General features: G+C 71.2%; 19 protein-coding genes. 11 read left to right on the plus strand and 8 right to left on the minus strand.

From position 1 onward, the window contains the following. Nucleotides 1-121: 121 nt before the first annotated feature. Both REH65_RS18820 and REH65_RS18825 read right to left on the minus strand, forming a co-directional pair. The gene (locus tag REH65_RS18820) at nt 122-1,021 is read right to left on the minus strand and encodes an alpha/beta hydrolase (protein ID WP_406688501.1); all 900 of its coding nucleotides are present in this window, start codon (nt 1,019-1,021) and stop codon (nt 122-124) included. Between the two features lie 63 nt (nt 1,022-1,084). Next, nucleotides 1,085-1,723, minus strand: a complete 639-nt coding sequence (locus REH65_RS18825) for an MBL fold metallo-hydrolase (protein ID WP_406688502.1) — start codon at nt 1,721-1,723, stop codon at nt 1,085-1,087. Nucleotides 1,724-2,073: 350 nt separating this feature from the next. Here REH65_RS18825 and REH65_RS18830 point away from each other — a divergent pair, with 350 nt between their 5' ends. Beyond that, a complete protein-coding gene (locus REH65_RS18830; RefSeq protein ID WP_406688503.1) occupies nt 2,074-3,699 on the plus strand; it encodes a substrate-binding domain-containing protein in 1,626 nt (541 codons plus the stop codon). On the opposite strand, the gene REH65_RS18835 is transcribed toward REH65_RS18830, so the two are convergent. From REH65_RS18835 to REH65_RS18845, 3 genes are all read right to left on the minus strand, one after another. Continuing rightward, nucleotides 3,696-6,044: an ATP-binding cassette domain-containing protein gene (locus REH65_RS18835; RefSeq protein ID WP_406688504.1), complete on the minus strand. Its 2,349-nt coding sequence runs from the start codon at nt 6,042-6,044 to the stop codon at nt 3,696-3,698. The genes REH65_RS18830 and REH65_RS18835 overlap by 4 nt on opposite strands. A 118-nt stretch (nt 6,045-6,162) precedes the next feature. Beyond that, on the minus strand, nt 6,163-6,750 hold the full coding sequence (locus tag REH65_RS18840; RefSeq protein WP_406688505.1) for a TIGR03086 family metal-binding protein: 588 nt from the start codon (nt 6,748-6,750) through the stop codon (nt 6,163-6,165). A 394-nt stretch (nt 6,751-7,144) separates the two neighbouring features. Next, complete coding sequence (locus REH65_RS18845; RefSeq protein ID WP_281457439.1) at nt 7,145-7,792, minus strand: hypothetical protein; 648 nt, start codon at nt 7,790-7,792, stop codon at nt 7,145-7,147. 61 nt (nt 7,793-7,853) lie between these two features. Here REH65_RS18845 and REH65_RS18850 point away from each other — a divergent pair, with 61 nt between their 5' ends. Next, nucleotides 7,854-9,299: a PLP-dependent aminotransferase family protein gene (locus REH65_RS18850; protein WP_406688506.1), complete on the plus strand. Its 1,446-nt coding sequence runs from the start codon at nt 7,854-7,856 to the stop codon at nt 9,297-9,299. 388 nt (nt 9,300-9,687) lie between these two features. Here REH65_RS18850 and REH65_RS18855 read toward each other — a convergent pair whose 3' ends face one another. Beyond that, nucleotides 9,688-10,335, minus strand: a complete 648-nt coding sequence (locus REH65_RS18855; RefSeq protein WP_406688507.1) for a hypothetical protein — start codon at nt 10,333-10,335, stop codon at nt 9,688-9,690. Here REH65_RS18855 and REH65_RS18860 point away from each other — a divergent pair. From REH65_RS18860 to REH65_RS18880, 5 genes are all read left to right on the plus strand, one after another. Further along, entirely contained in the window at nt 10,307-10,747 is a 441-nt protein-coding gene (locus REH65_RS18860; protein ID WP_406688508.1) for a hypothetical protein, read from the plus strand. The genes REH65_RS18855 and REH65_RS18860 overlap by 29 nt on opposite strands. 184 nt (nt 10,748-10,931) lie before the next feature. Continuing rightward, nucleotides 10,932-12,119, plus strand: coding sequence for a S8 family peptidase (locus REH65_RS18865; protein ID WP_406688509.1), 1,188 nt, complete (start codon nt 10,932-10,934; stop codon nt 12,117-12,119). A gap of 121 nt (nt 12,120-12,240) precedes the next feature. Then, complete coding sequence (locus tag REH65_RS18870) at nt 12,241-12,825, plus strand: sigma-70 family RNA polymerase sigma factor (protein ID WP_281457443.1); 585 nt, start codon at nt 12,241-12,243, stop codon at nt 12,823-12,825. Continuing rightward, nucleotides 12,822-13,295, plus strand: a complete 474-nt coding sequence (locus REH65_RS18875; protein WP_406688510.1) for a hypothetical protein — start codon at nt 12,822-12,824, stop codon at nt 13,293-13,295. Before REH65_RS18870 ends, REH65_RS18875 begins: the two co-directional genes overlap by 4 nt. After that, nucleotides 13,292-15,910 carry a CHAT domain-containing protein gene (locus REH65_RS18880; protein ID WP_406688511.1) on the plus strand — a complete coding sequence of 873 codons (2,619 nt, stop codon included), beginning with the start codon at nt 13,292-13,294 and terminating at the stop codon, nt 15,908-15,910. Before REH65_RS18875 ends, REH65_RS18880 begins: the two co-directional genes overlap by 4 nt. Before the next feature lie 11 nt (nt 15,911-15,921). Here the strand turns inward: REH65_RS18880 and REH65_RS18885 are convergent, their stop codons facing one another. Further along, nucleotides 15,922-17,088: a pyridoxal phosphate-dependent aminotransferase gene (locus REH65_RS18885; RefSeq protein WP_406688512.1), complete on the minus strand. Its 1,167-nt coding sequence runs from the start codon at nt 17,086-17,088 to the stop codon at nt 15,922-15,924. Nucleotides 17,089-17,277: 189 nt separating this feature from the next. On the opposite strand from REH65_RS18885, the gene REH65_RS18890 reads away from it, so the two are divergent. After that, nucleotides 17,278-18,486, plus strand: a complete 1,209-nt coding sequence (locus tag REH65_RS18890) for a DUF445 domain-containing protein (RefSeq protein ID WP_281457505.1) — start codon at nt 17,278-17,280, stop codon at nt 18,484-18,486. A gap of 86 nt (nt 18,487-18,572) precedes the next feature. On the opposite strand, the gene REH65_RS18895 is transcribed toward REH65_RS18890, so the two are convergent. After that, nucleotides 18,573-19,118: a CGNR zinc finger domain-containing protein gene (locus tag REH65_RS18895; protein ID WP_281457447.1), complete on the minus strand. Its 546-nt coding sequence runs from the start codon at nt 19,116-19,118 to the stop codon at nt 18,573-18,575. 92 nt (nt 19,119-19,210) lie between these two features. On the opposite strand from REH65_RS18895, the gene REH65_RS18900 reads away from it, so the two are divergent. The 3 genes from REH65_RS18900 to REH65_RS18910 all read left to right on the plus strand — a co-directional run bounded on the left by REH65_RS18900 (nt 19,211) and on the right by REH65_RS18910 (nt 20,765). Continuing rightward, complete coding sequence (locus REH65_RS18900) at nt 19,211-19,591, plus strand: VOC family protein (protein ID WP_406688513.1); 381 nt, start codon at nt 19,211-19,213, stop codon at nt 19,589-19,591. Nucleotides 19,592-19,685: 94 nt separating this feature from the next. Continuing rightward, nucleotides 19,686-20,102 (plus strand): helix-turn-helix transcriptional regulator, encoded by a 417-nt coding sequence (locus tag REH65_RS18905; protein ID WP_281457449.1) that lies wholly within the window; start codon nt 19,686-19,688, stop codon nt 20,100-20,102. Nucleotides 20,103-20,108: 6 nt separating this feature from the next. Then, a complete protein-coding gene (locus REH65_RS18910) occupies nt 20,109-20,765 on the plus strand; it encodes a hypothetical protein (protein WP_406688514.1) in 657 nt (218 codons plus the stop codon). The last annotated feature ends 108 nt before the right edge of the window (nt 20,766-20,873 follow it).

Here is a 20,873-nt window from a genome sequence, read left to right on the forward strand (position 1 = left end):
TGAACGCGGTCGCTCCAGGTCTGCGCCTCCGGACGGCGGTGAGCGGGGAGAGCCAGGTGGACGCACCAGGCGCATCGACCGTTCGGCGCAGCCGGACGACCGTCGGGCGCAGCCCGGCTTGTCACAGGTGCGTCGAGAAGAACTCGGTGAGCCGTTCCACCGCTGGGTCGACGTACCGGGGCTCGTCGTAGAGCTCGTAGTGGCCCGCGCCGTCGATCACCATCAGGTCGACCGGGTTCGGGGCGAGCTCCCACAGCCGCACGCCGTCCTCGTAGGAGCCGGTGCTGCCGCGCCGACCTGCGACCACGACCTGCAGCGGCTGCGTCAGCAGCTCCTCGACCAGGTGGAACGCGTCGTAGCCGAGCAGCAGAGAGTCGCTGCGCGACAGGCGGCGGTTCGTCGAGCTCTCGTGCCCGCCGCGCTCGGTGCGGTAGTAGTTGATCGCCTGGATCGTGTCGACGTCGGTGAGCTCGCCCGCCTCGTCGAGGGTGTCGGGCAGCCAGTTCGAGCGGGTCAGCGCACCGGTCCGGTTCTCCTCGGTGCGCGCGGCGGCCAGCTCGCCGAGCGCGGCGGCCGGGCCGTCCGGCTGGAACCCCCGGAACGCGGTGCCGATGTTGCCGGGAACGACCGTGCCGACGGCCTTGATGCGGTGATCGGTGCGGGCGGTGTGCACCGCGTATCCGCCGCCGGCGCAGATCCCGAGGACCCCGATCCGCTCCGGATCGACGCCGTCGAGCGTGCTCAGCGCGTCGATGGCGTACGAGATGTCCTCGCCCCTGCGGTACGGGTCCTCGAGATCGCGCGGCTCGCCGCCGCTTTGGCCCTGGTGGCTCGGGTCGAACGTGAGGGCCGTGATGCCTCGGGCGGCGAGCCGGGACGCGTAGTTCGCGCCGATCTGCTCCTTGACGCTGCTGCCGGGCGTGGAGAGCACCACGGCGCGTGGTGGGGCGGCGTCGTCCGGGCGGTGCAGGTCGGCCGCGAGCTCGAAGGGCCCGCGCGGGATCGTGAGGTGCTCGATCATGCGAATCGCCTTTCCGCTGAAGATCCCCTTTTTCAGGGTACTCACGATCGGTGCCTCCGGTTGTCAGCTCACCGGGGTGAGGCTCGCGAGGGCTTCGGCGACGCAGTCCGCCCAGGGGCGGTCGAGGCTGGTGACGCCGGAGTCGCCGGTGAAGGCGCTGGAGATCACCACGTCCGGCGTGAGCGGAGCCAGGGTTTCGAGGCTGTGCACGAGGGAGTCGTGGTCGCTGTGTCCGGGCAGGTATCCGGCGAACCACTCGCCGTCGGCACCGCGGACGATCGTGTCGCCGGTGAGCAGGTAGAGCGTCCCGTCCGCGCCCGGAACCAGGAAGCAGGCGCTGCCCGGGGTGTGACCCGGCGTCGGGATCACCTCGAAACCGGCCTCTTCCGTTCTCCTCTCGTCGAAAGTGCCGTCCACGTCGCAGGTTTCGCCCGCGACGGGTGCTTCGGCTGCTGTGATGTGCAGTTCCGAGCCGAAGCGCTCCTTGATGGTGCGCAGCGACGGGGCGATCTCGTCCCGGTGGCTGAGGTACTGGTGCCGCATGCCGCCGAGCTCGGCCATCGCCTCGATCTCGGACTCCAGCGAGGTGTTGTAGAACAGCACGTTCCCGTCCGGTGAGGTCCACAGGTAGGCGTGGGTGCTCAGGCCGGGAGCCGGGTACTCGGGTTCGGTTTCCCAGAGATCAGGTCGAATCCGCTTCATGACTACCTCCAGTCGAAGAGCCTGACCCCACGCTAGAAGTTCCAGTTAACTCGAAGTCAAGGGGCGGCGTGGTGCCCTGTTCCGGGACGACCGTTGTGGGAGGGGGACAGTTTTTCCTCGAATCACCCATGATCAACATTCGTTTTGTCCGGATGATTCGAGGAAAAACCGTCCCCTGGCGACGTCCGCTCGAACCGGACCACCGGTCGCTCGGCGCGGAAAGCGGGCCGTGCCACCGGGTTTCCCGGCGGGCCGGGAGATGAACTCGGCGTGAACAGCGATCATCTCGGCCCCCGAACCGCCGCGAATCGGCCCTACGCTGTGCTGACCAGCGCTGATGGGAGAGGGCAATGGCCAACCTGTGGGCGGGTCTGGTCGGCATCGTCGCCGAGCTCGGTACCCCGGGGTGGATCGCGTTGGCCGCGGCGCTCATGCTCGCCGCGCCGCTCGCGGACCGGTTGGTGATCCGGCGCAAGCGCATCGACTACCGCGTCCTGTACAACTCGAAGATCGGCCTCGACCCGCTGTCCAGGCACGACGAGCTGTCCTCCGAGGCGGATCCGCGGCTGCGGCACCTCACCGACATGGCCAACCGGATGAGCGTGGTCATCATCCGCATCCGCAACGTCGGCAGCTACGACATCGAGAAGCGCGACTACGACCTCCCCCTCTCGTTCACCTTCGGCAAGCGCGTCGTGTGGGACGCGCGGATCTCCGAGGCGAGCACCCCCGAACTGCGCGCGGCGGCTCGGGCCAACCTCGCGTTCTTCACCGAGGACACCGCGCCCCGCCGACCCGCTCCCGGCGACTCCGGCGACCTGGGCGCCGTGCGGACGTGGCTGCGCAGCCGCATGTCGACCACGATCGAAGCCGGTGCGACCGAGCTCGGCCCGCAGTGGCACGGCGTGCGGGTGGGGCAGCTGGCGCTCAAGAGGCGGGAGAAGTTCAAGCTCGTCGTGGTCCTGCAGGAGCCCGACGACCGCTCCGGCGGCGAGACGACCAAGACGGTGCTGGCAGACGGCCGGATCGAGAACGGCTGGATCCGCGACGAGAAGACCAAACCCCGCTTCACCGGGGCCGCGGTGGCGACCGGGCTGAGCCTGCTGCTCGCCGGTGCGCTGATCGCGACCTCGATCCACACCGCCGTCTCCGCCGAACCCGACCACTGCGCGAGCGGCTCCATCCAGATCGCCGGGTCCAGCGCCGTCATGCCGGTCGTCGACCGGGTGGCCGAGCAGTACGAGAAGGACTGCGACGGCGCGACCATCAGCACCTCCGACACCGGCAGCATCGACGGACTGGGACTGCTCGGCCGCGACGCGGGATCGCCCGTGGTCGGGGTGTTCTCCGACGGCCCGGCCGATCGCGGCGACTTCCAGCAGCGGCCGATCGCCGTCGTCACCTTCGCCGTCGTCGTCAACAGCGAGACCGACGTCCCGGGCCTGACCTCCGACGATCTCCGCGCCATCTTCTCCGGGGAGCTGACGGACTGGAGCCAGGTCGGCGGCGCGCCGGGTCCGGTCAAGATCGTCGACCGCACCGATCTGTCCGGCACCCGGAAGGTGTTCGAGAACGAGGTCATCAAGGGCGACATCACCGCGCCGACGCTGCCCTGCGACAGCCACGTCCTCGCACCGGACGGCCCGCCCGTGCGCTGCTGGTCGCCGAACACCGCTGCAGTGCTCAACCGCGTCGAGACGACGCCCGGCGCGATCGGGTTCGCCGACGTGCACGCCGCCAGGACCGTCGCCGAGGCCCGGGCGCTGACGATCGTGCCCCTGGACGGCAAGGACCCGGGCAAGGACGGCTACCCGTTCTGGGCGGTGGAGTACCTCTACACCCGCAAGTCCGAGGACGACCCGCTGCTCACCCGGTTCCAGGAGTACCTCACCGGCGATCCGGCCCGCGCGCTCCTGATCGGCGCCGAGACCACTCCCTGCGGCAACCCGAGCCAGAAGCCCTGCCCCGACCGCTAGGCGACGTAGTCGGCCAGGTGCTTCGCGGTGAGGGTCCTGCCGGACGCGACGAGGTCGGCCGGGGTTCCCTCGAAGACCACCTGACCGCCGTCGTGACCGGCACCGGGACCGAGGTCGATGATCCAGTCCGCGTGCGCCATGACCGCCTGGTGGTGCTCGATGACGATCACCGACTTGCCCGAGTCCACGAGCCGGTCCAGCAGGCCCAGCAGCTGCTGCACGTCGGCCAGGTGCAGGCCCGTGGTGGGCTCGTCGAGGACGTAGACGCCGCCCTTGTCCCCCATGCGCGTGGCCAGCTTGAGGCGCTGCCGCTCACCACCGGACAGCGTCGTCAGCGGCTGGCCGAGCCGCAGGTAGCCGAGCCCGACCTGGTCCATGCGCTCCAGGATCTTGTACGCGGCCGGCGTGCGGGCCTCACCGGAACCGAAGAACTCCTCGGCCTGGGCGACCGACAGGTCCAGCACCTCGCTGATGTCGCGGCCGCCGAAGGTGTACTCCAGCACGTCGGCGTTGAACCGCTTGCCCTCGCACTCCTCGCAGGTCGTGGCGACGGTGTCCATGATCCCCAGATCGGTGTAGACGACCCCGGCGCCGTTGCAGGTCGGGCAGGCGCCCTCCGAGTTCGCGCTGAACAGGGCCGGTTTCACGCCGTTGGCCTTGGCGAAGGCCTTGCGGATCGGGTCGAGCAGGCCGGTGTATGTCGCGGGGTTGCTGCGCCGCGACCCTCGGATGCCGCTCTGGTCGATGGCCACCACGCCCTCCTCCGCGGGCAGCGATCCGTGGATCAGCGAGCTCTTGCCCGAACCCGCCACCCCGGTGACCACGCACAGCACGCCCAGCGGCACGTCGACGTCGACGTCGCGCAGGTTGTTGGCGTTGGCCCCGCGGATCTCCAGCGCTCCCACGGCCTTCCTGAACTGCGATTTCAGCGAGGCGCGGTCGTCGAAGTGCTTCCCGGTGACGGTGTCGCTCGCGCGCAGGCCCGCCACGTCGCCCTCGAAGCACACCGCACCGCCGTCGGTGCCCGCGCCCGGACCCAGGTCGACGACGTGGTCGGCGATGGCGATCGTCTCCGGCTTGTGCTCGACGACCAGCACCGTGTTGCCCTTGTCGCGCAGCCGCAGCAGCAGGTCGTTCATCCGCTGGATGTCGTGCGGGTGCAGCCCGATCGTGGGCTCGTCGAACACGTAGGTCACGTCGGTCAGCGACGAGCCGAGGTGCCGGATCATCTTGGTGCGCTGCGCTTCACCACCCGACAGCGTTCCGGCGGGGCGGTCCAGCGACAGGTAGCCGAGGCCGATCTCGACGAACGAGTCGAGGGTGTGCCGGAGCTTGCCGAGCAGCGGAGCCACCGACGGCTCGTCCAGGCCGCCGACCCACTCGGCGAGGTCGCTGATCTGCATCCGGCACGCGTCGGCGATGCTGATCCCGGCGATCTTCGACGACCGCGCGCCCTCGTTCAGCCGCGTGCCCTCGCACTCCGGGCAGGTGTCGAAGGTGATCGCCCGGTCCACGAACGCGCGGATGTGCGGCTGCATCCCCTCGCGGTCCTTGGACAGCATCGACTTCTGGATGCGCGGGATCAGCCCCTCGTAGGTGACGTTGACGCCCTCGACCTTGATCCGGGTGGCCTCCTTGTGCAGGAGGTTGAACAGCTCCTTCTTGGTGTACTCGCGGATCGGCTTGTCCGGGTCGAGGAACCCCGAACCCATGTAGATCCGCCCGTACCAGCCCTCCATCGTGTAGCCGGGGATCGTCAGCGCGCCCTCGCGCAGCGACTTCGATTCGTCGTAGAGCTGGGTGAGGTCGAAGTCGGACACGCTGCCGCGTCCCTCGCACCTCGGGCACATGCCGCCGGTGACGCTGAACTCGCGGCGCTCCTTCACCTTCATCCCCCCGCGCTCCAGGGTGACCGCGCCCGCGCCGCTGACCGAGGCGACGTTGAACGAGAACGCCTGCGGTGAACCGATGTGCGGCTCGCCGACGCGGCTGAACAGGATGCGCAGCATCGCGTTGGCGTCGGTGGCGGTGCCGACCGTCGAGCGCGGGTCGGCGCCCATCCGCTCCTGGTCGACGATGATCGCCGTGGTCAGGCCGTCGAGCACGTCGACGTCGGGGCGCGCCAGCGTCGGCATGAAGCCCTGCAGGAACGCGCTGTACGTCTCGTTGATCATCCGCTGCGATTCGGCGGCGATCGTGCCGAAGACCAGCGAGCTCTTGCCCGATCCGGACACGCCGGTGAACACCGTCAACCGGCGCTTGGGGATCTCGACGCTGACGTCCGCGAGGTTGTTGACGCGCGCCCCGTGCACGCGGATCAGGTCATGGCTGTCGGCGACGTGCATAGCGGCTCCCGTTCGACGTGCCCGGCAGGGCTCCCGCTCGGAGCCCCTGCTGCGGCTTGCTCACCAGCGGAATCCTGCCACGAAGCACCGACGATCGCGTCCGTTTCGTCCCGACGGTTCAGGGCTTCCGCCCGGTGAACGCCAGCAGCTCCTCGAACGGGCCCGCCCCCGGAGGCACGGGCATCGCCGGGCCGAACATCCCGTCGGCGCGCAGCTCCTCCTCCCCGCTCTGCCGCTGGAACCGGAGGACGGCGTCGACCGAGCTCTCGTCCGGGGAGTACGGCAGACCGGTGGCCCGGGCCAGGTCCCAGCTGTGGAGCACGGTCTCGGACAAGCTGATGTTGGCGATCACCCAACCCGGCGTCGGGCCGAACGCGAACGGCAGCTCCTCGCTGAGGACACCGTCCCGGCCGAACGCCTCCACGTTGAGCCGGGTGGCCTCGTCGAAGTCGGCCACCACCTCGTCGCCCAACGGGCGGGGCTCCTCGGTCGGCAGCTCCGGCGCCAGCCCGGCCGCACACCTCCCGAAGTAGGTCGCGCCCCCGACGAGATGTCCGCCGAGCTGCCCGGCGTTCCACCCGTCGCACGGCGTCCCCGCGCCCCACCGCTCCGGTGGCACGGCCGCCAGCACGGCCCGCGTCACCGCGAAGCTCCGCTCCAACAACCCCACCAACTCCGGCCCCACCACGGGCCCTCGCTGCGTCATGCCGCACCTCCCGCTCGACGACTCCCCAGGTAGACCTCCGCCAACCCCGGAACTCATCGCCCCGACGAGAACCCCGGTTTCGACCCGGGGCGGGTTGTCGGTGGGTGCGGTTAGGTTCGGGTCGCGGGGACGAGGGGGACCTCTGTGGATGATGACAACGTCGTGGTCAAGGTGCGGTGGAGGTGGGGACGGTGCTGTCCACCTTGGGCGCTCAGGTCGCTGCGGGCGCCGGTGGAGGTGGAGGGGACCTCGTCCACATTCAACGCGATCTAGGAATAGCGACGCCCCCGCGCTCAACCGGCCTGGGGGTTACCGGGAGTGCGGGGGCGTCAAGGTCCACCCCTGGGGGTCAGGTGGACGGCGTCAATGCTACTGCGTGGTATCCAAGATGTCTCTAGGGGAAGAGATCTTTTTTCACCCGCACGGCGGTGAATTGCAGACATGCCTGCGTGAGAGGGCCGATCGCCGCCGCGTACAGCACGGTTCCCAGGCCGGCCGTGCCGCCGAGCAGCCAGCCCGCGGCGAGCACGCAGACCTCGATGGACGTTCGCACCGCTCGCATCGACCACCCGGTCCGCGCGTGCAGTCCCGTCATCAGACCGTCGCGCGGTCCCGGGCCGAGGCGGGCGCCGACGTAGGTGGCGGTCGCCAGCGCGTTGAGCACGACCCCGGTGACCAGCAGCGGGACCCGCATCGCGAGCGCCTGCACCGGAGGCAGCGCGGCGAGCGTGGCGTCCACGGCGACGGCGATCAGCAGCACGTTGGCGACCGTGCCCACGCCCGGACGCTCCCGCAGCGGCAGCCAGCACAGCAGGACCGCCACGCCCACCACGGCGCTGGCCGTGCCCATGCTCGCGCCCAGCCGCTCGGCGATGCCCTGGTCGAGCACGCTCCACGGCGACAGGCCCAGGTCGCCGCGCACCATCAGCGCCAGGCTCGCCCCGTAGAGCAGCAGCCCGCCGATGAGCTGCGCGAACCGGGCGAGGGGGCGGAATCGCATCGACAGCGGTGAGAGATCCACGGGAACCGTTGCTGAGGCCATGACCCAGTAATAGCCGTGAATTGGACTTAAACTCGATATCCAATCTGGCTATTCTGGACTCATGTTGCCGACTCCCGGTGCGCACATCCACGGCCAGAAGCTCCTCGACCTCCTCGGGTTCTGGCACCAGGGCGCTCGCCCGTCCTCGCAGCTGCTCGCCGACGGCGTCCGCCAGCTGGTGCTCGACGGTCGGCTCCCTCCCGGCACCCGGCTGCCCGCCGAGCGGGAGCTCGCCGCGTCCCTCGACGTGAGCCGCACCCTCGTCGCCCGAGCGCTGGAACGACTGCGCGAGGACGGTTTCGCGGCGAGCCGGCGCGGCGCGGGATCGTGGGTGAAGCTGCCGGACTCACGGCGCGGCAGCGAGATGCACGGCGGCTGGTTCCCCTCCAACGATCCGGGCGTGATCAACCTGGCCCAGGCCACGCCCGGCGCTCCGCCGGAGCTGCGCGGGGCCGTGGAGCGCGCGCAGGTGCGGCTCGCGGAGCAGATCGGCGACCACGGCTACCAGCCGCACGGGCTGCCCGCGCTGCGCGCCCGCGTCGCCGAGCGCTACACCGCGCGCGGACTGCCCACCAACCCCGAGCAGATCATGATCACCAACGGCGCTCAGCACGCGTTCGCGCTGGTCCTGCGCGCGCTGGTCTCCCCCGGTGAGCGCGTCCTGGTCGAGCACCCGACCTACCCGAACGCGATCGAGGCGCTGCGCGGGCTCGGGGCCACACCGGTGGCCGTGCCGATGACCGGCGACGGCTGGGACCTGGAGCTGCTCGCCGCGACGCTGCGCCAGACCGCGCCGCGGCTGGCCTACCTGATCCCCGACTTCCACAACCCGACCGGCGTGCGGCTGGATGCCGGAGGCCGCGAGCGGTTGGCGCGGGCGCTCGCCCGGACCTGCACCAACGCGGTGATCGACGAGACGCTGCTGGACATCGATCTCACCGGGCGGCAGGCGCCCCCACCGATGGCGAGCTTCACCGACCGGGTCATCACCATCGGTTCGGCGGGCAAGTCGTTCTGGGGAGGATTGCGGCTCGGCTGGGTGCGGGCCGGGGAGGAGTTCGTCCAGCGGCTGGTGCTCGGTCGTGCCGCGACCGACCTGGGCACCCCGGTGCTGGAGCAGCTGGTGCTCGCCGAGCTGCTCGACGACGCCGAACCCGTGCTCGCCCGGCGGCGGGCCGAAACCCGGGAGCGGCTGGACGTGCTGGTCGCGGCGTTGCGCGAGCACCTGCCGGAGTGGCGGTACCGGATTCCCGACGGCGGTCTGTCGCTGTGGTGCGACGTCGGCGAACCCATCGCCAGCAGGCTGGCCGTGGCGGCCGAGGCGCACTCGGTGAGACTCGCTCCGGGGGCGCGGTTCTCGGTGAACGGATCGCTGGAGCGCTGGATCCGGGTTCCCTACACGCTGCCCGGCGAGCGGCTGGTCGAGGCGATCCAGCGGCTCGCGGCGGCAGCGGGTTCGGTGCGGCCGGGGCCGGCACCGAACCCGCTCACCGTTCCCATCGCCTGAAGCTCACACCCCTCGTAGCGAGCTTCAGGACTGCGCCGGGTGGGATGCCGGGCGAAGTCCCGTGCGGATTTCGTGCGGATCCCACCGATGAGAAGTTGCCGGCCGCCCGTCGGCACGGCCCCTCGACGTGCCGACGGGCGGTTCGACCTGTGGGGCGCCGCCCCGGTGCCGCTGGGGCATTAGCGGCACCGGGGCCAGGGCCCAGTCCTGTTCTTCCAGCAGGTCAGAGACGCTTAATCAGCGATGTTCTTCAGCGACGCTGCCGGGCAGGCTGATGGCGCCCCGGTCCGATCCGGCCGGGCGCAGGCGTCCGGATCGGAGTCCATCGGGTGGTGTTGACACCAGAGTCACCGCAGATGCGGTTTCATGCAGGCCGGATCGGCCGCTGTTAGTCGGGCGACGCCGTGGTTTCGGCCGATCGGGTGTTGATGTCCGGGCCGATGTCGCGTTGCGCCACCAGCGCGGCGGCGGTGTCGGAAAGATCGGGTGATCCGGGCAGGATGGCGTGTGCGCTGCGCAGGCCACCGATGCAGCCGGTGTTCGCGGAGGTCAGCGAACTGGCAGGTGGTGAGCAGGGCGCGGGCGCCGCCGGGCTCGAATCGCTCTGCCGCTCCACGTCCGGTGCCGGGGCCTCGTCGGGCGCCCGGGGCTGCGCGTCGTCGCGGGCGGTGCTCGTGCCGGTCGCTGCCGCCGATTCGTGCGTGATCGGCTCGCTGATCAGCTCGGGAGTCGTCCCCTGCGGCTGGCCGTGGGCGGCCGCAGGCGTGGTGTGGCGCGCGTGGGAGACCTGGGCCGACGAGCCCTGGCCCTTCTCGGACGCGGCGTCGGCGTTCGACGAGGAGTTCGTCTCGGCTTGCTCGGAGCGTCGGCCGTCGTCCTCGGAGTTGCCGGCCGCGGGTTCGGCCGGGTCCGGGACCTCGGGCTTGCTCGGCTGGACCTTCTCGGGCTTCGCGGGTTCGGCCTTCTCGGGCTGGACCTTCTCGGGCTTCGCGGGTTCGACGCCGGACGTGTCCGGCTTCGAACCGGGGTCCTGCACGTCGGGCTTCGACGGCTTCTCGGAGCCCGAGCTGCTCGACCCCTTCGAATCCGATGCCGTCGAGTCCGAGCCCGAGCTGCTGGAGTCCTTCGAGTCGGACCCCTTCGTCGTGTCCGGCCCCTTCGCCGAGCCGGACCCCGTCGCCGAGTCGGATGAGGAGGCGGACTGCGTGGCGCTGGGCTTGTCGGCGTGCGCGTGCTCGGCGGCCGAGGCCGCGGTCGCACCACCGACGAGCACCCCGAGGCACACGCCGCTGAACAACGAGATCCGCACCAGGAACGCGGCGGTCCGCGAACGGGGACCGCGCGCTGCGCAGATTCCCTTCACGGTGATCACCGCCAATGTCCGTCAGATTCGCGCGGTTCGAGCGCGGCGGGGCAACGGCTGCGCCGGGGTCGGCGCCTCCGGTTGACATTCAACCACTCCAGGGGGCGATTTCGGACCACCCGGAGCGACGATCACGACAGTTGGGCCAGCATTCTCCATGCATTCGGGGGACTCCGGAAGGGGCCAAACGTTGTCGCGACGGAGTGGCCCGTTCCCCGAAAGGGTCTCGTCCGCTGTGGACTTCGCCCGAAACATGCAGAGTGTCCGCTGTGGATCACGAGCAACAGCGCGGCGGCCTGGGGCTGGCCGAACTCCATCGCATCTGGACGTCCTACGGGCACGAGATGGTGCTGCACGATGCGGGCGGCGACTCGGAATGCCTGGTCAGGCGGGGTGAACTGCTGGCTCCGGCGGAATCGCTGGATCCCGTTCTGGACCGCTACCGCCGGTGGATCGACCGGGTGCACCACGACGAGGAGCTGCTGCTGGCCCGCATCCGGCTGCGCGATGCGGAACGCGATCACTGCGTGGAGCTCGCCCGCGACACCTCCGGTGTGTCGGTGAACAACGTGCACGTGGGCAGCCCGGTCATGTTCGGCACACCGGTGATGTTCGGGACCGGCGCCGAAGCGGAATTCATCCCACCGGTTCCGGAACCGCCTGCGGCCCAATGGGAACCGCCCGTGGTCGTGGGAGTCCTGGACACCGGCTGCGATCCGCACCCCTGGTTCACCGGCCGCCCGGGGTTCGTCGCGGCGCCGGAGGTGCTCGACGCGGACGACGACTCGGGGCAGGACCGGCAGGCGGGGCACGGCACCTTCGTCAGCGGTGTCGTGCTCCAGCACGCGCCCGGCGCGGTCATCCGGCCGCAGCGCGTGCTGTCCTCGCTGGGCTTCACCGACGACCTCACCGTCGCCACCGGGCTGCGCGCGCTGCGGCGTTCGGCGGAGCAGCGGGGCGTTCCGGTCGACGTGGTGGTGCTGACCTCCGGCTGCCACACCGCAGACGACGAGTGCCCGGAGATCCTGGCGGCCGAGCTGCGGGAGATGGCCCCGGCCGTCGTCGTGGCCGCCGCGGGCAACCACGGCCGGACCCGACCGTTCTGGCCCGCCGCGCTGCCCGAGGTGGTGGGCGTGGCCGCGACCGGGCCCGACGGCCGGATCGCGGAGTTCTCCAACAGCGGCGACTGGGTCGACGCGGCGGCTCCCGGCGTGGACGTGCGCAGCTGCTTCGTCCGGATGCGGGCCGGAGGCGGCCGCAGCTTCGGCTACGCGCGCTGGAGCGGGACGTCGTTCGCCGCGCCCCGCGTCGCCGCCGTGATCGCCACCGCGCTGCAGGCCGACCGCGATCCCGAGCGGGCTCGCGCGGCCGTCGCGCACATCTACCCGGCCGCGGTGCCCGAGACCGATGTGGCGCCCGAGGCCGGTGCGGTGCCCGAAACTGCTGCGGTGGAGTGATTCCGGCGGGCAATTCTTGACTCGATCGTGGGGTATCCGGCTCGAACTGAATCTTTGAGGCCCCCTTCCTCCTCTTACTCGGTGGGAAAGAAGACAACGCCGAGCTCCGGAGGTGCTGGTCGTGTACGAGGTCGGGGAAGCCGGTCCGGCTGCGGTGCTGCTGAGTCGGGCGGCGTCCGGGGACGAACAGGCGTGGCGGGAACTGGTGGACCTGTACACGCCGGTGATCTGGGGTGTTTCGCGCGCGTTCGCCGGCAACACCGCCGACGCCGAGGACGTCTGCCAGGCCACCTGGCTGTCGCTGGCGGAGAACCTGGATCGGTTGCGGGAGCCGGAGAAGCTGCCGGGCTGGCTGGTGACCACCGCGAGGCGGGAGGCGATCCGGTTGCGCCGGGCCCGGTCGCGGGAGGCGCCGATCGGGCTGGACACCGATCACCTGGACGGTTCCGAGCGTTCCGAGCCCGCCGAGAACCTGGTGATGCGGATGGTCTCCGCCTCCCGCCTGGCGCAGGCGTTCGGTGGCCTGCCACAGCGGTGCCAGCAGCTGCTGCGCGTCCTGGCGGTCACGCCGGAGGCCAGCTACGCCCAGGTCAGCGAGGCCTTGGGGATACCCAGAGGAACGATCGGCCCGAAGAAGAGCCGGTGCCTGGCCGAGCTGCGCAAGCGGCTGCTCGGCGCCGAACTGCCCGAGGAGGTGGCGGGATGAACCAGCGGATTCCAGCGGAACTGCGCAAGCTGCGCGAGCTGTTCCAGACCGAGGATCCGGTCCCGGAACGGGTCCTGGCCGGTTCGTACGCGGCGGTCGCGATGCGCACGAGCGGTCGCGACCGGGGCGAGCTCAAGCTCGTCGGCGACTCGGCGGACGAGCGCGTCGGGGTGCGCACCGGAGGACCGCAGAACCGGGTGCTGACCTTCGCGATGCCCGGGCGCGTGCTGGAGATGGACCTGGTGCCCGCCGCGAGCGGGCTGGTCACGGTCTCCGGGCTGGTGCTCAACAAGGCCGGGCAGGCTTCGCCGACCGGCGAGATCGTGCTGCGCCACCCCGCGGGTGAGCGCAGCGGCGAGCTGGACCGGCACGGCGCGTTCCAGGTGACCGACGTGCCGCGCGGACCGCTGAGCGTGGTCTACCGGCCGGAGCGGGCCGAGCCCGCCTTCGCGGATTGGCTGGTCTGTTGAGCGCCGCGGCGGCGGTGACACCGCCGGAGGCGATCGCGGACGCGCTGCGCTGGCGCGAGGAGGCGACGGCCGTGCCGAGGGACGCGCTGCGCGAGGCCGAGCGGCTGCTGGCGGGTGCGGCACCGGAGGGAGAGCTGCGGGTGCTCGCCCGGCACATCGCGGCGCTGGCCTCGGTCGAGCTCGGCATGGTCGAGCAGGCGCGCGGGCACGTGCGGCTCGGGCTGTCCACCGCCCAGCGCGGGCGGTGGGCCAAGCGGTCCGCGCAGCTGCAGCTGACGCTGGCCTGGATCGAGCTGGAGCGCGGCGACACCGGGGCGAGCTGGGCGAACCTGGCCGCGGCCGAGCCGCACCTGCCCGCCGACGACCGGCCCCGGGCGACCTGCCTGCGGGGGCTGCTGCACTGCCAGCGCGGTCATCACCGGGACGCGCGGCTGCGGCTGACCAGCGCGCTGGCCCACCTCGACGGGGACCGGCGCTGGCGGGCGAACGCGCTGCTCGGTCGCGGCCTGGCCAACCTCTACACCAACCGGCTGGAGGAGGCCGAGCAGGACCTGGCCGACGCCGAGCGGATCTTCGCCGCCGACGGCCGGGGCGCGCGGGCGGCGGGGTGCCGGCACAACCGGGGCTGCGTGGCGTTCCGGGCCGGGGACCTGCCCCGGGCGCTGCGGCTGTTCGAGGAGGCCGAGGCCGCCGGGCTCGACGTCCGGGCCAACCCCGAAGCGCTGGTCGACCGGGGTGAGGCGCTGGCGGCGGCGGGGCTGACGCAGCAGGCCCGCGCGGTCATGGAGCAGGCGGCCCGGCGGCTGTCCGCCACCGGGAAGCAGGGCAGGCTCGCCGAGACCCGGCTGGCGCTGGCCGGGTGCGCGCTGCGCGACGGCGACCCGGCGGCCGCGGTCGAGGCCGCGAGCGCGGCGCGTCGGCTGTTCCGGACGCAGAAGCGGCCGGCCTGGGCGGCGCTGGCCGCGGCGATCGTGTGGCAGGCCAAGCTGCGAACCGGGCAGAGCACGCGCTGCGCCGTGTCGGCTGCGCGCCGCGCGGCCTCGGCCTGCGAGGAGTTCGGGTGGCGGGCCACGGCGGCGGAGCTGCGGCTGACCGCCGGGAAGACCGCGCAGCGCGCGGGACTGCACTCGGTGGCGCGCAAGCTGCTCCGCCGTTGCTCCCGGCTGCGCGAAAGCGACGCCGTGCCACCGCAGTTGCGGGCGATCGGGTGGTTGGCGGACGCGCTGCTTGCCGAGCAGGACGGCAACACCGCGCGGCTGCTGCGGTCCTGCCGCGCGGGCCTGCGCGCGGTCGACGGTCAGGCCGTGGACATGGCCGCCTTCGAGATGCGGGTGCACGCGCTGGGGCTCGCCGACGAGCTCGGCGAGGTCGCGGTGCGGGCCGCGCTGCGCGTCGGCGACCCGCAGCTGGTGCTGCGCTGGACGGAGCGCTCCCGAGCCAGCAGCGCGCTGCACCGGCGTTCGCTGCTCCCGCCGACGGATCCGGCGCTCAACGACGCCCTGGTGCGGCTGCGGGGCGCGGTGCTCGACGCGCAGCGGTCCGCCGACCCGCAGCGCGGCATGAGAACCGTCGCCGACATGGAAGAGCGGGTGCGGCGCCGGGCGATGCTCGTCCAGGGACGCACCGACCGGCTGCGGGCCCCGGCCGAGGCCGACGAGATCAGCGCCGAGCTCGGGGAGGCCGTGCTGCTGAGCCTGTTCTCCGAGCGCGGCAACCTGTTCGCGGTGTCCATCGTGGACGGTGAGTTCGGGTTGCACGCGCTCGGTCCGGAATCGGCCGCCGAAGCGCAGGCGCTCCGGCTCCGGCACCTGCTCTCGCGCCAGGCGTGCGGGGTGGCGTCGCGCGCGGCGCCGATGTTCGAGCACGGGATCAGCGTGGCAGCGGCGGAACTCCAGTCGCAGCTGCTGTCCCCGGTGCTGGCCGAGCTGGAGCGGGGGCGCGATCTGGTCGTGGTGCCGACCGGGCGGTTGCACCTGCTGCCGTGGTCGGTGCTGCCGGCGTGCGGCGGGAACGCGGTCACGGTGAGCCCGTCCATCCGCTGCTGGCTGGGTGGCGCGGCCCGGGCTCGCGCGGCCGATCCCGCCGGGGAGCGGGTGTGGGTCGCCGGGCCCGCGCTGGACCACGCCGAGCGCGAGGTCACGACCTTGCAGCGGCGAGGTGGTGGACGGCTGCTCGCCGGTGATCAGGCGCGGACCGACCAGGTCCTGTCCGCAGTGGACGGAGCAGCGGTGGCGCATCTGGCCGCGCACGGTCATTTTCGCGCCGACCAGCCGCTGCTGTCCTGCCTGGATCTGGTCGACGGGCCGCTCTACGCCCACGACCTCGACGGCCTGCACCGGAGCCCCACCACGGTCGTGCTCTCGGCCTGCGACGTCGGCAAGTCCGCGATCAGCAGGGGCGATCAGCTCAGCGGGCTGACCGCCACGCTGCTCGAACGCGGCACCGCCACGGTGATCGCGAGCGTCGTCCCGGTTCCGGACGAGCGCACCGTGGAAGTCATGCTGACCCTGCACGAGGCCCTCGACGCGGGTCTGCCACCAGCAGCAGCCCTCGCGAAAGCCCAAGCGCAGCACGGAGAAGCGGGCTTCATCTGCATCGGCTACGGAGGTGGTTGAGACCCGTCTCGCTACCGGAGCTTGTGCAACCGCCGGATTCCCTCGTCGAGGACTTCGTCCTTCTTGCAGAAGGCGAAGCGGACCAGGTGCTTGAAGTCGTCGGGGTTGTCGCAGAAGACCTGGACGGGGATGGCGGCGACGCCGACGCGTTCGGGCAGCGAGCGGCAGAACTCGGCGCCGTCGGTGTAGCCGAGCGGGCGGACGTCGGTGCAGATGAAGTAGGTGCCTTCGCTGTCGAGCACGTCGAAACCGGCTTCACCGAGTCCTTCGGCCAGCCGGTCGCGCTTGCGCTGCAGGTCGGTGCGCAGGGAGTCGACCCAGGGCAGCTCGTGCCGCAGGGCGTGGGCGACCGCCGGCTGGAACGGGGCACCGCCGACGAAGGTCATGAACTGCTTGGCGGCCCGGACCGCCGCGACCAGCTCGGCGGGTCCGCAGACCCAGCCGATCTTCCAGCCGGTGGCGCTGAAGCTCTTGCCGACGCTGGAGATCGACACGGTGCGCTCGGCCATGCCGGGCAGGCTCGCCAGCGGGTGGTGCTCGCGGCCGTCGAACAGGAGGTGCTCGTAGACCTCGTCGGTGACGGCGATGACGTCGTTGTCCCGGCAGACCTGGGCGATCGCGGCCAGCTCGGCATCGGTGAACACGGTGCCGGTGGGGTTGTGCGGCGAGTTGAGGACCAGCGCGCGGGTCTGCGGTCCGACGACCGATCGCAGCTGGTCGAGGTCGAGCTCGAAGCGGTGGTCGGGGCCCTGGCGCAGGCCGACGGTCTTGCGCACGCCACCGGCCATCGCGACGGCGACGGGGTAGGAGTCGTAGTACGGCTCGACGAGCACGACCTCCTCGCCGGGCTCGACCAGCGCCATCATCGTCGCGGTCAGGGCCTCGGTGGCGCCGACGGTGACCAGCACCTGGTCGGCCGGGTCGTAGGTGGTGCCGTAGCGGGCGCGGTGCTCGCTGATGGCCGCGCGCAGCTCGGGCTCACCGGCGCCCGGCGGGTACTGGTTCACGCCGTTGGCGATGGCGTCCCGCGCGACGCGCAGCATGCTCTCCGGGCCGTCGGTGTCCGGGAAGCCCTGGCCGAGGTTGACCGCGCCGGTGCGGCGGGCCAGCTCGGTGATCTCCGCGAAGATCGTGGACGTGAACGGCTGGAGACGCGAGGTCAAAGCAGGAGTGCGCACGCTTGCGGAGCCTAATACACCGAACAACCCGCGTGACCAGCGTTTTAAGGCCCCCGATGGGTGGGGCCGGGCGCCGTGTCGGGGCTCACGTCGTCGTGTTCGCCCCGGCTTGCCCGAAAACGCTGCCACAATCGTGGAGTGCAACCCACGACGGTCCCCGACTCGGACAAGCGCCGGAGCCTGCGGCGGATGAAGGCGGTGGCCACCGCGTTCCTGCTGGTGGCGACGGCGGTCTACTTCTTCGCGCGGTGGCAGGAGAACGCGGGGGCCGGGGCCTGGGTGGGCTACGTCCGGGCCGCGGCGGAAGCGGGCATGGTCGGTGCGCTGGCGGACTGGTTCGCGGTGACGGCGCTGTTCCGGCGGCCGCTGGGGCTGCCGATCCCGCACACGGCGATCATCCCGACCCGCAAGGACACCATCGGCCGCAGCCTCGGCGACTTCGTCGGCACGAACTTCCTGGCCGAGAACGTGGTGCGGGACAAGCTGCGCAGCGCCGGGATCAGCCGCCGCATCGGGGTCTGGCTCGACGACGACGATCACGCCGAGCGGGTCACGTCGGAGCTGGCCACGGCGGTGCGGGGTGCCGTGCAGGTGCTCCGGGACGACGACGTGCAGGCGATCATCGAGCACGGCGTGGTGCGCAAGCTCGTCGACCAGCAGTGGGGGCCGCCGCTGGGCCGGATCCTGGGCCAGGTGTTCAGCGACGGATCGCACCACAAGCTGGTCGACCTGGTTTGCGACCGCGCCTACGACTGGGTGCGCGACAACCACGAGACCGTGCTGCGGGTGGTCAGCCAGCGCGCGCCCTCGTGGTCGCCGAAGTTCGTCGACGCGATGCTCGCGGACAAGATCTACGCCGAGGTCCTGTCCTTCGCGTGGGCGGTGCGCACCGATTCGGAGCACCCGATGCGCCAGGCCGTGGATCGCTTCCTGGTCGAGTTCGCCCACGACCTGCAGCACGACGAGAAGACGATGGCCAAGGCCGAGCAGATCAAGCACCAGGTGCTGGAGCACCCGGAGGTGCAGAACCTGGTGTCCTCGGCCTGGGGCACGGCCAAGAAGATGCTGCTCGACGCCGCCGAGGACCCGTCCAGCGAGCTGCGCGTGCGGGTCCGCGACGGCCTCCGCTCGCTCGGGGCCCGGCTGCACGCCGAGCCCGAGCTGCGGGAGAAGGTCGACGGCTGGCTGGAGGGCGCCGCGACCTACGTCGTGTCGAACTACCGGGACGAGCTGACCACGCTGATCACCGACACGGTGGAGCGCTGGGACGCCCAGGAGACCTCGCGCAAGATCGAGCTCCAGGTCGGCAGGGACCTGCAGTTCATCCGCATCAACGGCACCGTCGTGGGCGCCCTGGCGGGTCTGGCGATCTACGCGATCTCGGAGCTGCTGATCTAGGTCTTCGCGGCATGCGGCGGAGCCGCGTTCTCCTCCACCACCCGGGCAACCCGCACCGCTGAGCGAGGTGACGACGATCGCTTTGTTCAGGCGGGAGTGTGTCTCTCGCGCCAGGAACGGGCCTTCTCCCGGTTGCCGCAGACTCGCATCGAGCACCAGGTGCGGGATCTGTTGCGGGAGCGGTCGTAGAACGCCCACAGGCAGTCCTCGGCCGGGCAGATCTTGATGCGTTCCCAGTGCTCGGTGTGCACGAGTCGGGTGGCGGCGACGAGCACGCTGCCCAGCGCGTCCACGCCGACCAGCGAGGGGATGCCGTTGCGCAGCTGCACCTGCACGGGCCAGGTCGTGTTCGCCAAGCCGGTGGGGCGGGTTCCGCAGGCCACCGACGACCGCATGGTGTCGCGGATCTCGCGGGCCGCTTCGACTTCGGGGACCACGACCAGGCCGCGTTCGGTGCACCACCGCTGCCAATGGGCGTGCTCGTCGAGGACTTCGGTGCCCTTCTCGGCGTCGCAGGTGTTGAGGAAGGCCAGGACTAGCTCGATGTCGTGGTCGAAGTCGAGTCCGACCGCCTCCAGCACAGACGCGCGGTCCACTTCCGGAGCGACAGCTCTGCTGTTCACGGACACCATCGTAAGCCAGTAGGGGGTTGCGGCCGACACTTGTAACCTGCATTCTGCTCATTGGTGGTTAGTTAGCTCCGACACAGCTGAGGAGAAGTGCGATGAGTGCGTTGACGCTCGCCGCGTACGCGATCGACTGCGCCGACCCGCGCCGGCTCGCCGAGTTCTACGGCCGCTTGCTGGGATGGCGGATCGACGAGGAGGAGTCCGGCGATCGGTGGGTGGAACTCGCCGACCCGTCCGGCGGTGCGCCGCTGGCGTTCCAGCTCGACCCGCACCACAAGCCCTCGACCTGGCCGAGCCCGGAGGTGCCGCAGATGGCGCACCTCGACGTCCGGGTGGGCACGCTCGACGAGGGGCACGAGCGGGCGATCGCCGCCGGGGCGGTTCAGCTCCCGCAGCCGGCCGATCAGCGCGACGCGAGATTTCGGGTTTACGCCGATCCCGAAGGTCATCCCTTCTGCATGTGCGCAAGTCAGTAGGGTTCCCGGCCGAGCGCTAGCAGGGTGTTAGCTGGGTGCTTGCAAGAGCTAGCACTCGGGGCTATGGTGGATGTCGAAACCGGAGAGGTGCCCGATGGAACGCGTGGACAAAGCCGTCCCCAAGGCCGTGAACCAGGCGGTCAGCGACCTCGGTGGCTACATCCGGACCCAACGCAACAACGCCCAGATCTCGTTGCGGCAGCTGGCGAAGCTCGCCGGAGTGTCCAACCCGTATCTGAGCCAGGTGGAACGCGGGCTGCGCAAGCCGAGCGCGGAGATCCTCCAGCAGATCGCCAAGGGGCTGCGGATCTCCGCCGAGGCGCTCTACGTGCAGGCCGGAATCCTGGAGAGCCGCGAGTCCGGGCCCGTGATCGACGCGATCCTCGCCGATCCGGAGCTCAGCGAGCGGCAGAAACAAGTGCTTCTGGACATCTACTCCTCGTTCCGGCGCGAGCAGGACGCCGCGGAGGACGGGGACAGCGACGGGGACACCCACCAACCCGAGGAGTGAACCGCGATGCCGGCTTTCCCCAAGACCGACGACGTCAACAAGGCCTTCAAGGAGGGCGTCGACCAGGCCCGGACCCCGCTGCTGGCGGCGCTGGGCGCCGGTGACCTGGCCGCGCAGGCCGTGCTGGACGCCGTCACCAAGTTCCGCAACCAGGTCGCCGAGCGCACCGAGTCGGCCAAGTCCGAGCTGCCCAAGGACTTCAGCGAGTTCAAGGCCAAGCTCGACCCGTCCGAGGTGCGCAAGCAGCTCGAGACCTACGGCGAGTCCGCCAAGAAGTTCTACGAGCAGCTCTCCGAGCACGGCGAGGAGACCTTCAAGAAGCTGCAGGACTCCACGCAGGTGAAGAAGGTCCGCGAGCAGGTCGGCACCGCCCAGGGCAAGGTCGAGGACACCGTCGGCGACGTGCGCGGCCTGGCCGACGACGTGCTCGGCAAGGTCACCCGCACCTTGGTCAAGGAGGACGCGGAGCCGGAGACCGAATCCGACAAGGCCGACTCCGGGAAGGCCGAGGAGCCGAAGGCCGAGACCGCCGAGAAGCCGGCCGAGACCAAGCCCGCCGCCAAGCCGGCTGCGGCCAAGGCCACCCCGGCGCCGAAGGCGACGACCACCAAGGCGACCCCCGCCAAGAAGTCGACGAGCGCCAAGGCCGCCGCCGACGACTGATCGCCGCGAGCGCCGGTCCCGGTACCCGACGGGTGCCGGGACCGGTTGCTGCCGGAGGCGGGTGCCCACGACGGCACCCGGCACGTAAGGTGGGCACGTGGGTTTTTC

The organism is Saccharopolyspora sp. ID03-671 (assembly GCF_045278815.1).
GTDB classification, from domain to species: domain Bacteria; phylum Actinomycetota; class Actinomycetes; order Mycobacteriales; family Pseudonocardiaceae; genus Saccharopolyspora; species Saccharopolyspora ipomoeae.